The sequence below is a fragment of the Streptomyces sp. NPDC004111 genome, assembly GCF_042874215.1.
Lineage (GTDB): Bacteria > Actinomycetota > Actinomycetes > Streptomycetales > Streptomycetaceae > Streptomyces.
The window spans coordinates 137880-151106 of record NZ_JBIAMU010000013.1 but is presented as its reverse complement, the minus strand read 5'-3'; the positions used below and the strand labels follow the sequence as shown (position 1 = coordinate 151106).

The following is a 13227-nucleotide window of genomic DNA, read 5'->3' as shown; positions in this document are numbered from 1 at the left end:
GGCCCCTTGCTCCGGTGCAGGAGTGCTCCGTCAGGGGCGCGGGGCTGTGTCACTGTGCGGCTACCGCCGCGCGGCCCAGGGGCGCGGGCCCGTATCGACATGCGGCTACCGCCGCGCGGGCACGAACACCCCCGCACTCCCGGTGCAGGAGTGCCCCGTCAGGGGCGCGGGGAACTGCGCGAGCAACCACAGTCCACCCGCATACCCCCACCCACCCCTGGCGGGTTCGCCACTCGGGGTCCGGGGCGGAGCTCCGGTTTCGGGAAGGGGCGGGGTGGGGTGAGGCCCCGCGCAGCGGGCCAATCCGGTGCGGAGCGGCGGGCCGGGGCCGGGCGGGGCCGGAGGGTGCGGCTTCGCCGGGGGCCGCCCCCTTGCCCGCCCGTTCCGCCCCCGGGGGGCGGCCCCGCCGCCCAAGGGGGCGGGGGAGCGAGCGTGCGGCCCCGCCGCCCAAGGAGGCGCGGGGGAGCGAGCGTGCGGCCCCGCCGCCCAAGGGGGCGGGGAGGAGTGGAAGGCGGAGGGGGCTACTTTTCTGTGACGCCCGCCGAGTCGAAGGTCGCCACCTCGTGCATCGCCCTCGCCGCACTCTGCACCACCGGCAGCGCCAACAACGCACCCGTTCCCTCGCCCAGGCGCAGGTCCAGGTCGACCAGCGGGCGCAGGCCCAGCTTGTTGAGCGCCGCCACGTGGCCCGGTTCCGCGCTGCGGTGGCCCGCGATGCAGGCCGCGAGGGCCTCGGGCGCCACCGCCCTGGCCACCAGCGCCGCCGCTCCCGCGCTGACCCCGTCGAGAATCACCGGCGTACGCAGCGACGCTCCGCCGAGCAGGAAGCCGACCAGCGCCGCGTGCTCCAGTCCGCCGACCGCGCACAGCACGCCGATCGGGTCGGCCGGGTCCGGCTTGTGCAGGTCGAGGGCGCGGCGGACGACGTCGACCTTCCGGGCGTGCATCTCGTCGTTGATGCCGGTGCCGCGGCCCGTCACCTCCGCCGGGTCCTGACCCGTGTACACGCAGATCAGGGCGGCGGAGACGGTGGTGTTGGCGATGCCCATCTCACCGGTGAGCAGGGCCTTGTTGCCGGCCGCGACGAGGTCGCGGGCGGTCTCGATGCCCACCTCGATCGCCGCCAGGACCTCTTCACGGGTGAGCGCGGGGCCGGTCGTGAAGTCGGCCGTGCCCGCCCGCACCTTGCGCGGCAGCAGGCCCGGCGTGGGCGGGAGTTCGCCGGCGACGCCGACGTCGATCACGCAGACCTCGGCACCGACCTGGTTGGCGAACGCGTTGCAGACCGCTCCCCCGCCGAGGAAGTTGGCCACCATCTGCGAGGTGACCTCCTGGGGCCAGGCGGTGACGCCCTGGGCGTGCACCCCGTGGTCGCCCGCGAAGATCGCGACGGCCGCGGGCTCCGGGATGGGCGGCGGGCAGGCCCGGGACAGGCCGCTGAGCTGCGCGGAGATGATCTCCAGCATGCCGAGCGCGCCCGCGGGCTTGGTCATCCGCTTCTGCCGCTCCCACGCCTCGCCGAGCGCCTTGGCGTCCAGCGGGCGGATGTTGGCGACGGTCTCCTGGAGGAGGTCGTGCGGCTCCTCGCCGGGCAGGGCGCGGCGGCCGTACGTCTCCTCGTGGACGACCCAGGAGAGCGGGCGGCGCTTGGACCAGCCGGCCTGGAGCAGCTCCGGCTCCTCCGGGAACTCGTCGACGTAACCGACACAGAGGTACGCGACGACTTCGAGGTGCTCGGGCAGCCCCAGCGCGCGGACCATCTCGCGCTCGTCGAAGAAGCTGACCCAGCCGACGCCCAGGCCCTCGGCGCGGGCCGCGAGCCACAGGTTCTCGACGGCGAGCGCCGAGGAGTAGGGGGCCATCTGCGGCTGCGTGTGGCGGCCGAGGGTGTGCCGGCCGCCCCGGGTGGGGTCGGCGGTCACGACGATGTTGACCGGGGTGTCGAGGATGGCCTCGATCTTCAGTTCCTTGAACTGCTTGGCGCGGGCCTTGGGCAGCGACTTGGCGTACGCGTCGCGCTGGCGGGCGGCGAGTTCGTGCATGGCGCGGCGGGTCTCGGCCGAGCGGATGACCACGAAGTCCCAGGGCTGGGAGTGGCCGACGCTGGGCGCGGTGTGCGCCGCTTCGAGGACCCGGAGCAGGACCTCGTGCGGGATCGGGTCGCTGCGGAAGCCGTTGCGGATGTCGCGGCGCTCGCGCATCACGCGCAGCACCGCCTCGCGCTCGGCGTCGTCGTAGCCGGGGGCGGCGGGGCCCGCCGGGCTCTCGGCTTCGGCGCCGGTGGCCGCTGCGGCCTCGGGCTCTGCGTCGGCGGCGGCGTCCTGGGCCGCCACGGTCTCCGGCTGCACGGGCTGCCCCGGCTGCCCGGACTGTGCGTCCTGCTGCTGCGTCCCGACGGCCTCTGCCGTCTCGATGACCTCCGCGGTCTCGATGACCTCGGCCGCCTCAGCGTCCTGCACCGGCTCGGGCTGCCCGGCCGCCGCGTCCTCGGCTGCCTGCTCCGACTCCGGCTGCGCGGCCTGCTGTCCGGTCGGGCCGCCGTCACGCGGTGCGGGCACCGTGGCCGACTGCTCGGCGGCGACGGCACCGGCCTGCCCGGCGGCCTCCTCGGCACCTGCCGCGACGGCCTCGGCGGGCGACGCCTGCGGCGTGGCCTCCTGCGGTACGGCGACGGGTGCGGCAGCCTGCGGGGCGGCCCCGGCCGCCGCGGGCACGGGCGCCTGGACCTGTACCGGCTGCGCGACCGCGACCGGCTCCGGCTGTACGGCGACAGGCTCCTGCTCCGGACCCGCCGCGGCGCCGGGGGCGGTCTGTGCCTGCGGCTCGGGCTGGGCGGCGGCCTGCTCGGCCGGCTGCTCGGGGGCGGGGACGACGACCGCCTCGGGGGCCGTGGCCTGCTCGGGGACGACCGGGGCGGGCGTCGGCTGCGCCGGGGTGGGCATGCCCGTCATGGGCCGAACCGGCGTCGGAGCCAGCTGCGAACCGTCCGGAATCGAGCCTTCCACCGGTACGAACTGCCCCTGCGGCGACGTCACGGACTGGGCCGGGGCCGGGGCCTGCGCCATCGGCGCGGCCTGTACGGGGCCCTGCTGGAGCACCGGCTGCGGAACGGCGGACTCGGCCGCTTCGGCAGCCGGGGGCACGGGGCCCGGGACGGCGCTGGCAGCGTTCTCGGGGACGGGGACGGTCACAACTGCACCTTCTTGAACGACTTTCCCGGGTGCGGCACCGTCGGACTCGACGTCCGCCGGAGCACCCTCCTGCGGGGTTTCCCCCTCCGGAAGAACCTCTTCCGGCACAACTCCCTGCGGATCGGCGACCGGCCGGCCGGCGTCCGCCGGAACCGCACCCGCCGCGACGGCGGCCTCGGGCCCGGCCGCCGCCGGACCCACGGCGCCCGGAGCAACGGGCTCCGTGGCAACAGGCTCCGCGGAATCAGGCTCCGTGGCAACGGCTGCCACGACGGCGGCGTCCGGCGCGGCGTCCGGCTGCGGAACGGCGTCCGCTGCGGCGCTCTCCGGGGTCACGGCCTCAGCAGCGACACCTTCCGGAGCTGCGGATTCCGGAACGACCGTTTCTGCTGCGGCGTCCCGGGGCTCCTGCTGCGGCTGCGGCTGCGGCTGCGGCTGCGCGGGCACGGTCCCGGCGACAGCCTGGACCTGCACATGCGTCTCCACCTGGTCCTGCGCCGGTACGGCACCCGGGGACTCCGGCAGGGCCTCGGCGGCGACCTGGGCCTGCGCGTCCGCCCGGACCTGCGGCTCGTCCTGAACGGCCAGGTCCGCCGGCACCTGCCCGTCGGCCTGCTCCGGCCCGTCGGCCCGTACCTGCTCCTCGCCCTGCGGCTGCCCCGGCGCGGGCACCGGCACCTGCACCGACACCTCGGCGACCTGCACCTGCGGCGCCTGCTCCGGTGCGGCCTGCGGCTGCACGGCCTGCACCTGCTGCGCCGACAGCTGCGACGCCTGCTCCTGCTGTACGGGGGCGGCGGCCGGCGCCGCCGCGTACACCGGCGCCGCCGCGTACACCGGCGCGGGCTGCGGCGTCCACGGCGTCGACCCCTGCGAGGGGATCTCGCCCAGCTGCGGACCCGGCAGCACCGCGGCGTCGTCGCGGGGAATGTCGAGGTACTCGGGGCCCGTCGTCGGCGGTCCCGAGTGGCGCATCGGCGCCGCCGCCGGCGTCGCGAACTGCCCGGGAGCCGACCCCGGAACGGCTCCCTGCGCGGCACCGGGCATCGACCCCGGCGCCACGCCCTGCGCACCCTGGCCGGACATCGGGGCGGGGCTCTGCGCCGCCGGGCCCCGGTCCGCTAGGGACCGTACGACCCCGCCGGAGGTGTCCGGCACGGGCGGGCCCAGGTGCAGCGGCCGGCGGGCCGGCGGCGGCGTAGGGGCGGCGGGGGCCGCGGGCATCTGCGCGGACGGCGAGGGCATCCGTACGGCCGTCAGGTCGACGGAACCGGAGTCGCGGCCACCGGCCTCGTGCGCACCGGTCTCGCCGGGCTCGGCGCCGTGCGCCGCGGGCTCCGCGAAGTGCGGGGCGGGCTGGACGGCGTACGCGCCGGAGTCGTGGAACTGCGGGGCGGGTGCGAGCGGGGCCTGTGCGGGCACCACCTGCGGGTCGCTCCACGAACCCTGCGCGGCGGGCATCAGCAGGAGGTCGTCGTCCTCCATGCCGGTCTCCCCCGGCTCCACCGAGTGCCCCGAAGGATCGGAGGGGTCGTGGAAGGTGTAGACGCCTGGGGCGGGGACGCCCGGCTGCTCCACCATGCCTGCGCCCTCCGGCAGACCCTCGCCCGGGACCTGGCCGGTGTCAGTCATGCGTACCCCTCGCCCATCTGTAGCGCCAGCGCTTCCTCGGCCCGGCCGCCGCTCGCCGGCTGGACCCCGTCGCCCGGAACGACCCCACGACACGACCGCGCCCGTCACTGTTTGAACGAGCGGGGGTGCCGCGCGGCACGAAAGGTTCCGCGGACACCAAGCATTGTCGCGGCCCTTCGGGGCCGGGGCAGGGAGATCTGCCACGACCCTCTGTGGGCTGCGCCACGTCGCGCACGTCCCGGGTCCGCAGTACCACGCGGAGGCCCAAAGGGAGCCCCTTTTCAGGACATTGGCGAACGTTCCGCCAACCGCCCATCTGCGGTACAACGATCGGCCAGCCTACCCCGCGCCACCGACAGCGCTCGCCCTGGGGAGCGATCAGTAGAACATCCGCGCGAAGAAGGGGAGATGGTCCCGCCGGATCGGGTACCAGGGTCCCGAAACGCCCTGTACGCAGGGCGGGATCGGCTACGGGGGCCGGCCGCACGGCCCGCCGGAACGGAACACGACGGTCCGAATCCGGCCGCCGGATCAGCCCCGGGCGTCCCGGGTCGCCCGCTCCGCCCTGCGGCGCCCCGTCACCAGGAAGACCACCGAGCGGGTCCGCTCCGCCCAGTCCCCCGCCGTGTCCAGGTCGACCGTCTGGAAGAGCGCGCACTCGACGGCGTACCCGCCCTCGGCGAGCACCCGGCCGACGGCCTCGGCCTCGTCGCGGGTGTGGGCGTGCGTGACGATCCGCTCGGGCCGCCGGTCGACGCAGGCCTCGACGACGGGCGCCCCGCCGCCCCCGATCCGTACGACGTCGGGCTCGGGCAGGTCCTCCAGGACGTGCGGCGCCTCGCCGCGGACCACCTGGAGCTGTACGCCGAAGCGGCGCGCGGCGGCGGCGGTCCGTACGCAGGCGTCCGCGCTCGCGTCGACGGCGATGACCGCCGCGCCGAACCGGGCGGCCTCCACGGCGAACGCGCCGGGCCCGGTGCCGATGTCCCACACCAGGTCCCCGGTGCGCGGCCCGGTCCTGGCGAGCTGGGCGGCGCGCAGCCCGGGGGCGTCGCCCATGATCAGGTCCTCGCCGTACTCCGCCGCCGTGAGCGCCCAGCCGCGCGGCTCCTGCGGGTAGCCGGGTTCGCGTCCGGCCAGCCAGCCACCGCCCTGGGCGGGGGCCTGGGTGCCGCCGATGGCGATGACGACGTTGGGGTCGCGCCAGCTGTGGTCGGCGACCTTGTCGGAGGTGAGGACGGTGATGCGTTCGCGGTCGGTGCCGAGTTCCTCGCAGATGACGAAGGTGCGGTGCACGCCTTCGAGGAGCAGGGCGAGTTCGGCGGGGCCGGCGCCGGGCGAGGTGAGGACGGCGACCTTGGTGTGCGCCCGGACGACGTTGACGGCGCGGCGCAGCGTACGGCGCTGGGCGACGACCACCTGGGAGTCGTCCCAGGGCATCCCGGCCCGTGCGAAGGCGGCGGCGACGGCGGAGACCGCGGGCACCACCTCGACCTCCAGGCCGTGCTCCGGTGCGCGCAGGGTGCGCACGACGCCGAAGAAGCCGGGGTCCCCGTCGGCCATGACGACCGCGGTGCCGCGGTGTCCGGCGATCCGGCGGGCGGCGAGGTCGATGCTGCCCAGCCGGATGCGTTCGGCGCCGGGCGGCACCGCGGCGAGCTCCAGGTGGTGGGCCGCGCCGGCCACCAGGGTCGCGGCCGCGAGGGCCGATCCGGCCGCCTCGGTGAGGGGCGAGCCGTCCCAGCCGATCACCGTGACGCGGTCGGCCATCGTGTGGTGTCTCCTGAGGGGAACAGAGCTGGTGGTGGGAGTGAGCGGGGTGAAGGGGCAGGCCGAGCGTACCTGGTCCAGACCACTGGGGGCGGCGCTGCGGAGCGCGGGGCCGGGCGGCCGGGGACTCAGTTCCAGTCGGTGTACGCGGAGGCGTAGCCGCCCGCGTCCGCCATCTGGTCGGCGACGCCCTCCAGGTCCTCCGGGAGCAGGCTCCAGACGATGAGGTCGGTGCGGATCTCGGTCCAGCCGCCGTCGGTGCCGTTCTCGGTGCGGGTACGCGCTATCCACGCGTTGCGCAGGACGCCCTCGCTGATGCAGCCGATCTTCTGCGCGACCTGCTGGGCGGCGGTGTTGTCGGCCGGGGTGCGCAGTTCGATGCGCTCGAAGCGCTGGTCGCGGAAGAGCCACTGGGCGACCGCCAGCACGGCTTCGGTGGCGTATCCCTCGCCGCGGGCCCACGGGGCGGTGATGTAGTGGATCTCCGCGGACTGGATCCGCCAGTCGGTACGGGAGAGGCGCACGAGGCCGACGAGGCGCTGGGTGAGGAACTCGGTGACGGCAAAGACGATTCCTCGCCCCTGGGTGCGCTCGGTGGGGGCGATGCGGCGCACCCAGCGTTCGGCGTCGCGCGTGGTGTAGGGGTGCGGGGAGTCCGTCCAGGCGGTGACGGCCTCGTCGTTCATCATCTCGATGTGCGCGGGTGCGTCCGACTCCTCATAGGGGCGCAGCACCAGCCGGTCCGTGCTGATGGAGACGTCCGGGAAGGTGGTGGTCATGCGCAGCTCCATACCGAAATACCGAAGGCCGTCGCCCTAGTCCGTCGTGCGGGGCGTGAACGCACAGCATGCAGCATGGTGCGCCCGTGACGCATGACCGGGTCCGCGGCGCGGCCGGTAACCGCCGGACGGCCCGAAGCCCCGTACTCCGCGCGGGAGTACGGGGCCGGAGTGCCAAGTATCGTACGAAATCGGCTACTTGGGCCGTGCGGTGTCGACCCGGAGGTTACTTGACCGGGCCGAAGGACGGAACGACCGCACCGTCGTACTTGTCCTCGATGAACTTCTTGACCTCGTCGGAGTTGAGCAGCTTGGCGAGCTTCTCGACGCGGGGGTCCTTCTCGTTGCCCTTCTTGACGGCGAGGAAGTTGGCATAGGGGTTGCCGTCGGCCTTCTCGATCGCCAGCGAGTCCTCGGCGGGCTTGAGCTTGGCCTGGATGGCGAAGTTGCCGTTGATGACGGCGGCGTCGACGTCGTTCAGGGCGCGGGGCAGCGTGGCCGCCTCCAGCTCCTTGAACTCCAGGCCCTTCTTGTCCTTGATGTCGGAGAGCTTGGCGTCGGTGCCCACGCCGTCCTTGAGGACGATCACGCCGTTGTCGGCGAGCAGGCGCAGCGCGCGGCCCTCGTTGGTCGTGTCGTTGGGGACGGCGACGGTCTGACCGGCCTTCAGCTCCTTGAGGTCCTTGACCTTCTTGGAGTAGAGGGCGAGCGGCTCCAGCTCGACGTTGACGACCGGGACGATGTCGGTCTTCTGCTTCTTGTTGAAGTCGTCGAGGTAGGGCTTGTGCTGGAAGAAGTTGGCGTCGACCTCGCCGGACTGGGTGGCGGTGTTCGGCAGGACGTAGTCCGAGAACTCCTTCACCTCCAGCTTGAGTCCGGCCTTGTCCGCCAGCTCCTTCTTGACGTAGTTGAGGATGTCGCCGTGCGGCGTCGGGGAGGCGGCGACGACGAGCGCCTTGGACTCGTCGGTCTTGCCGCCCTCGGTCTTCTTGGCCGGGTCGGAGGCCGTGCCGCAGGCGGTGACGCCCAGGGCGAGCGCGGTGACGGCGGCGGCTGCGGCGGAGATCTTGATGTTCTTGCGCACGAAAAGTGCCTCTTTCTTGATCTTGCGGGTGGTGCGCCCGGACAAGGAGTGCGGGCTCGGGGGGAGAGAAGTTCAGGAGGTGCGGCCCCGGCGGGCGAGCAGGCGCACCGCGCCGTCGCCGATCAGCTGGGCGACGGTCACCAGGACCACCAGGACGACCACGGTGATGATCATGAACTGGGTCTCGAAGCGCTGGTAGCCGTAGGTGACGGCCACACTGCCCAGTCCGCCGCCGCCGACCGCGCCGGCCATCGCGGAGTACCCGATGAGCACGATGAACGTGGTGGTGACGGAGGAGATCAGGGCAGGCAGGGCCTGCGGCAGCAGCACCTTGAAGACGATCGTCGGCACTCCGCCGCCCATCGCCTGGGCCGCCTCGACCAGTCCGTGGTCCACCTCGCGGACCGCGGTCTCGACGAGCCGCGCGAAGAACGGGATCGCGCCGATGGCGAGCGGCACGACCATCGCGCTGGGCCCGATGAAGGTGTCCATGATGAAGGTGGTGAAGGGGATCAGCGCGATCAGCAGCACGATGAACGGCAGCGAGCGGCCGATGTTCACGATGACGCCGACGACCTTGTTGACGACCCTGTTCTGCAGCAGGCCGCCCTTGTCGGTGAGGACCAGGAAGACACCGAGCGGCAGGCCGACGGCCACCGAGGCGAGCGTGGACCACAGCACCATGTAGAGCGTGTCGATGATGCCCTGCGAGAGCAGCGGCTCCATTTCCGACCAGGTCACTTGCCACTCTCCTTGACCAGCAGGGGCTCCTTGGCCAGGGCGGGCACCTGTACGGGCGCCTCGGCCGGCTCGTCCGCGTCGTCGACCACGTCGACCTGGAGGCCCTGCTCGCGCAGGAAGCCGACGGGCACGACGTTCTCCTCGTAGCGGCCGGGCAGCTCGATGCGCATCCGGCCGATCTGCTTGCCGGCGACGGTGTCCATCGCGGCGCCCAGGATCGAGATGTCGATGTTGTACGTGCGCGACAGCTGCGAGATGACGGGCTGGGTCGCCGCCTCGCCGTGGAAGGTCACGTCGATGACGGTGCGGCCGGGGCCCGTCGCGTGTCCGGTCACCGGGAACAGCTCCTGTGCGAGTTCGGAGCCGGGCGTGGCGAGCAGTTCGCTCACCGTGCCCGACTCGACGACGCGTCCGCGCTTCATCAGGGCCGCCGAGTCGCAGACGGTCTTGACGACGTCCATCTCGTGCGTGATGAGCAGGACGGTGAGGCCGAGCTGCTGGTTGAGGTCGCGCAGCAGCTGGAGGATCGAACGGGTGGTCTCGGGGTCGAGCGCGCTGGTCGCCTCGTCGGAGAGCAGCACCTTGGGGTCGCCGGCCAGGGCGCGGGCGATGCCGACGCGCTGCTTCTGGCCGCCGGAGAGCTGTCCGGGGTACGCCTTCGCCTTGTCGGCGAGTCCGACCAGGTCCAGCAGCTCCAGCGCCTTGCGGGTGCGCTCCTTGCCGGAGATGCCGAGGATCTCCAGCGGCAGCTCGACGTTGCCCTGCACGGTGCGCGAGGACAGCAGGTTGAAGTGCTGGAAGACCATGCCGATCCGGCTGCGCGCCTCGCGCAGTCCCTTCCCGGCACGGGAGGAGCGTCCGGCGAGCGCGGTGAGGTCGACGCCGTCGACGGTCACGGTGCCCGAGGTGGGGCGTTCCAGCAGATTGACGCAGCGGATGAGCGAGGACTTGCCGGCGCCGCTCTGCCCGATGACGCCGTACACCTCGCCCTCGCGGACGTGCAGGTCGACGCCGTCGAGGGCGGTGACCTCACGGCCGCGCGACTGGTAGACCTTGGTCAGGCCAGTAGTGGTGATCACAGGGTTTCCATCACTGTTGTCGAGTGCGCGACGGCACGGGGTCTTTCCGTCGGCACGGGGCAGGTCGTCCGGGAGGGGGCGCGGCACAGCCCGGCTCGTGGGGCTTGTGGTGACTGCGGAGCCGGGGGCGCGCGGGGCGGGCGCGGAACGTACCGGAACGGCGTGGAGGCTTCCTTCGTACGTACGCGGCCGCGCGGGTCCTCGCTTCGGGGCGCGAGGCTCGGGCAGGGGCCCTCAGAAGTCGCACATTCGACACATACAACGAGCACCGGGCGTCGTGATCGCCTCGGTCGCAAGGGTGCGGCTGCTCGTCGTGGTCATGGGAACGAGTAAACCAGACGCCCGTACGAGCCGATCTCTGCTGTCCGAATAGCGGACACCGAATGTCCGCACTGCGAATACGAACCCGTGCGGGCCCTGCAACGAAGGGGTCCCGGCCGGACCGGGTGTGGCCAAGGCCACGCGCGGGCCGCGCGCACGGACGGCCCGCGCGGGCGGCGTCCGCGCCCGCTCGCCCACCACGCGCGCGCGGCGGAACTGTCCCCTCCGTCGCGCGTCGGGGGTCGGTCCCGGGCCTCGGCCACTGCCCGATACGCTCCTTCCCATGCTTGACGCCCTGACGGTCGCGATCTCCGTGGCCGCGCTCGCCCTCGCCGCCTGGTGCGGATACGCCGCCTTCCGCGACCAGCCCACCAAGGACTGGCACTTCATCGGCATGGCCGTGGTGACGGTCCTCGCGCTCGCCCAGCTGGTCATCGGCATCGTGCAGCTGGCCCGCGGCGAGAAGCCCGCCGAGGGCAACGTCATCTTCGTGTCGTACCTGATCGGCTCGTTCGCGGCGGTGCCCGCGGCCGGTTTCATGTCCCTCGCGGAGCGGACCAAGTGGGGTTCGATCACGGTGGCGGCGGGCGCGGTGGTCCTCGCCGTGCTGGAAGTGCGCCTGCACGACATCTGGAGCGGCTGAGATGACACCGGAGAACGCCCCCGCCGAGGGCCGCAAGCGCCTCGTGAAGGGCCCCGGGATGCTGCTGGTGTGGCTGTACGGGGTCATGTCGGTCGGCGCGGTGTCGCGCTCGGCGTACCAGATCGCGACGGAGTTCGACCGGGCTCCGCTGGCGTACACGCTGTCGGCGGTGGCGGCGGTGGTCTACGCCTTCATCACGTACACGCTGGTACGGGGCGGGGAGACGGCGCGCAGGGTGGCGCTGGTGTGCTGTGCGGTGGAGCTGGCGGGGGTGCTGGTGGTGGGCACCTGGACGCTGGTGTCGCCGGGGTCGTTCCCCGACGCGACGGTGTGGTCGAAGTACGGGGCGGGCTACTTGCTCATCCCCGTGATCCTCCCGGTGACGGGCCTCCTCTGGCTGCGGCGCCGCCGCTAGCCTTCGACCGCCCTGGGACGGGTCTAGCGGTCCGGCTGCGGGCGGGCGCGGGCGCGATCAACCTCCCCCGTCCGGTGCAGGAGTGCCCCTTCAGGGGCGCGGGGAACTGCGCGAGCAAGCCTCCACTCACCCGCGCGCACGCACTCTCCCCTTGGCGGGCCCGCCACCCGGGGTCCGGGGCGGAGCCCCGGTTTCGGGAAGGGGCGGGGTGGGGTGAGGCTCCGCGCAGCGGGCCACTCCGGTGCGGAGCTGCGGGCCGGGGCCGGGCGGGGCCGGAGGGTTCGGCTCCGCCGGGGGCCGCCCCCTTGCCCGCCCGTTCCGCCCCCCCCGGGGGGCGGCCCCGCCGCCCAAGGGGGCGGGGGTGGGAAAGGGCGGCCCCGCCGCCCGAGGGGGCGGGGTGGCGAGCGGGCGGGCCCGTCGTCCAAGGGGGCGGGGGCACGGGGGGTGCGGCCCCGCCGGGCAAGGGGCGGGGGCGAGATGTGCGGCCCCCGCCGCATAAGGGGGTGGGGAGGGTTAGGCGCTGGTGGTGTAGGCGTCGGGGGAGTCCTTCTCCAGCGTGATCAGCGTCAGCCGCGAGTTCGACCGGTCCGCCGCCGTCTGCGCATACCCCCTGCTCCGGTAGAGCCGGAGGTTCGCCTCACTGCGGTGCCCCGTCGTCAGCCGGAACCGCTTGGCCTCCGTCGCCGCCGCCACCCGCGTCTCGATCTCGGCGAGCAGCCGCCCCCCGAGGCCGTGCCTGCGCATCCTCGGGTGCACGATCAGCTTGGCGATCCGCGCGGTCCCGTCCGGATCCGTGGTCGCCCGGACGGACGCGACGATCTCGTCGCCGAGCCGGGCCACCAGCCCGTGGCCCAGCTCCAGTTCGGCCCGCAGCTCCGCCAGCGTCTGGGTGAGCGGCTCGATGCCGTAGTCGTCGTAGAGCTCCGCCTCGCTCTGGTAGCAGAGGTACTGGAGTTTGAGGATCTGCTCGGCGTCCCGTTCGTCCGCCGCAGAGATGATCACGCTCGTGCCCATGTGTGCTGCCTCCTGCTCGCCCGCTCCACCGGCCGGTCTACGGCTCCATTCCCCTGCGTTCGGGGGGCGCAACCTCCGCCGCGAGCATTCTGCGCAGGCATCCCAGGCAACGGGAACGCATGGGCCCCAAACTCCCTTGTGACATTCCCAACTCCCCTGCGATTTCCCGGTAGGTGGGGTCGGCGGGCGAGAGCAGCAGGGTGAGCAGCGGACGGCAGCGCGCCGGGAGGCGGCGGACGGCCGCCCGCAGTGCCCGGCGGCGTTCGGCGGCGAGCACGGCCGGTTCGGGGCCCGCCTCGTACTCCTCGGGCGGCTCGGCCGCGTACGGCAGTTCGTGCTGCGCGCGCCGCCGGGCGAGCCGCGCCTCGGCCCGTACCGCGCTGCGCAGCCAGCCGGCCGGGGACTCCGGCACCGTGCCGGGGTGCTCCAGCAGCCGCACCCAGACGGCCTGTTCGAGGTCGGCCGCCTCCACTCCCGCGCCCGGCGCCTCCGCCTCGGCCTCGGCGGCGAGCAGCGGGGTGAGGGCCTGCACCTCTTGCAGCAGAAGATCCATGCCGC

General features: G+C 73.6%; 10 protein-coding genes. 2 read left to right on the top strand and 8 right to left on the bottom strand.

Annotation, left to right across the window (positions count from 1 at the left end):
• Window positions 1–521: 521 nt before the first annotated feature.
• The 6 genes from cobT to ACFYVL_RS25160 all read right to left on the bottom strand — a co-directional run bounded on the left by cobT (window position 522) and on the right by ACFYVL_RS25160 (window position 10276).
• Window positions 522–4823, bottom strand: a complete 4302-nt coding sequence (gene cobT, locus ACFYVL_RS25185) for a nicotinate-nucleotide--dimethylbenzimidazole phosphoribosyltransferase (protein ID WP_389248476.1) — start codon at window positions 4821–4823, stop codon at window positions 522–524.
• A 531-nt stretch (window positions 4824–5354) separates the two neighbouring features.
• Window positions 5355–6593, bottom strand: coding sequence for a precorrin-6y C5,15-methyltransferase (decarboxylating) subunit CbiE (gene cbiE, locus ACFYVL_RS25180; RefSeq protein WP_389248474.1), 1239 nt, complete (start codon window positions 6591–6593; stop codon window positions 5355–5357).
• Window positions 6594–6721: 128 nt separating this feature from the next.
• Window positions 6722–7372 (bottom strand): GNAT family N-acetyltransferase, encoded by a 651-nt coding sequence (locus ACFYVL_RS25175; RefSeq protein ID WP_389248472.1) that lies wholly within the window; start codon window positions 7370–7372, stop codon window positions 6722–6724.
• Window positions 7373–7598: 226 nt separating this feature from the next.
• Window positions 7599–8456 carry a MetQ/NlpA family ABC transporter substrate-binding protein gene (locus tag ACFYVL_RS25170; RefSeq protein WP_389248470.1) on the bottom strand — a complete coding sequence of 286 codons (858 nt, stop codon included), beginning with the start codon at window positions 8454–8456 and terminating at the stop codon, window positions 7599–7601.
• Between the two features lie 72 nt (window positions 8457–8528).
• Window positions 8529–9197, bottom strand: a complete 669-nt coding sequence (locus ACFYVL_RS25165; RefSeq protein ID WP_389248468.1) for a methionine ABC transporter permease — start codon at window positions 9195–9197, stop codon at window positions 8529–8531.
• Window positions 9194–10276, bottom strand: a complete 1083-nt coding sequence (locus ACFYVL_RS25160) for a methionine ABC transporter ATP-binding protein (RefSeq protein WP_389248466.1) — start codon at window positions 10274–10276, stop codon at window positions 9194–9196. Before ACFYVL_RS25160 ends, ACFYVL_RS25165 begins: the two co-directional genes overlap by 4 nt.
• A gap of 604 nt (window positions 10277–10880) precedes the next feature.
• Between ACFYVL_RS25160 and ACFYVL_RS25155 the strand changes: the two genes are divergently transcribed.
• Together ACFYVL_RS25155 and ACFYVL_RS25150 are read left to right on the top strand one after the other, a co-directional pair.
• Window positions 10881–11240: a hypothetical protein gene (locus ACFYVL_RS25155; protein WP_389248464.1), complete on the top strand. Its 360-nt coding sequence runs from the start codon at window positions 10881–10883 to the stop codon at window positions 11238–11240.
• Window position 11241: 1 nt separating this feature from the next.
• Entirely contained in the window at window positions 11242–11655 is a 414-nt protein-coding gene (locus tag ACFYVL_RS25150) for a hypothetical protein (protein WP_389248462.1), read from the top strand.
• Between the two features lie 513 nt (window positions 11656–12168).
• Here the strand turns inward: ACFYVL_RS25150 and ACFYVL_RS25145 are convergent.
• Entirely contained in the window at window positions 12169–12669 is a 501-nt protein-coding gene (locus ACFYVL_RS25145; protein WP_389248460.1) for a GNAT family N-acetyltransferase, read from the bottom strand.
• Window positions 12670–12706: 37 nt separating this feature from the next.
• Complete coding sequence (locus ACFYVL_RS25140; RefSeq protein ID WP_389248458.1) at window positions 12707–13222, bottom strand: sigma-70 family RNA polymerase sigma factor; 516 nt, start codon at window positions 13220–13222, stop codon at window positions 12707–12709.
• Window positions 13223–13227 lie beyond the last annotated feature (5 nt).